Annotated in this window: 1 protein-coding gene; it reads left to right on the forward strand. The window is 72.2% G+C overall.

The window, feature by feature from the left end:
- A partial coding sequence (locus ACAM49_RS40210) for a DUF222 domain-containing protein (RefSeq protein WP_369640746.1) occupies positions 1-1,255 on the forward strand: 1,255 nt, incomplete at both ends.

Consider the following 1,255-nt stretch of genomic DNA (forward strand, 5'->3'; position numbering starts at 1 on the left):
CGGGCCGGGAATGCCGCGCCGGGGGCGGGCGGGGTGCGGGCCGGGGAGTTCGCCGCGGCGGAGATCGCGGTGGCGGTGCACGTGTCCGAGCAGGTGGCGGCGGCGCTCATCGATATCGGGCTGGCGCTGGACTCGCTACCGCAAACCAAGCTGGCCTTCGCGGCCGGGCGCATCGACCTGTCGCGGGTGCAGGTGATCGTGGACAGCCTGCGCGGGCTGCCGCGCGAGGTGCGAGAACTGTTGGAGCCCAAGCTGATCGACGCGGCCCTGCGCTCCGATCCGGCGCGATTACGGCAGACCGCGCAGCGCTGGGTGACCCGGCTCGACCCCGAGGGCGAGACTCGCCGGCGGCAGGAACGCGAACAGGACCGCGATATTCGCATTCGCGCGGTACAGGACGGCATGGCCGTGTTCGACGGGCTGCTGCCCGCCGCGGGCGCACAGGCGCTGGCCATGCGGCTGCGGGAAATGAGCCTGCAGGTCTGCGACGACGATCCGCGCACTATGTCCCAGCGCCGCGCCGACGCCCTCATCGCCCTCGCCGACGGCTCCGGCCGCCTGTTCTGCGGCTGCGGTAAGGGACTCGACTGCCCCAAGGCCGACACCCCCGCCACCCCGCGCCGCCCGCTCATCCAGGTCGGGGTCTCCGCCGAAACCCTCCTCGGCCTGCGCGACGATCCGGCATTTCTCGCGGGCTACGGTCCCGTCGACGCCGCGCTCGCCCGCACCCTCGCCGAACACGCCCGCTTCCAGGTGATTCCGGAATACTTTCCGGACAGCGCCGGTGCGGAAGCCGCGACACCCGTCGAATCCGCACCCGAACCGCCGAACCCTCCCGAACCCGTCACCCGCTCCCGCGCACCGCAGGCCCCGTGGGAACGACGCCTGATCCAGGTCGAATCACACCGGCGCGAATCCGACAATCCGCCGAAAATCGCTGCGGTGCGCCCCTTTTCGGGCGCTCCCGCCCGCGAGGTCCGAGCCCTCGACGGCCTCTGCCGCTTCCCCGGCTGCACCATGCCCGCCGCCGAAACCGCCCTGGTCCAGTTCGACCCCCTCCCCGGCCAGCCGGTGCCCCACCCGAACACCGCCTACCGCGCGGTCCTGTGCACCCACCACCACCGCCTGAAGTCCTTGGCCGACAAGGGAAAACAACCCTGGCGCGTCTCCCTCGCCGACACCGACCGCATGCGCTGGATCGACCCCAGCGGCGAACCCCACGAAACCATCCGCGAGGGCGCCCGCTACCTCTTCC

The organism is Nocardia sp. JMUB6875 (assembly GCF_041154655.1).
Classification (GTDB): Bacteria; Actinomycetota; Actinomycetes; order Mycobacteriales; family Mycobacteriaceae; genus Nocardia.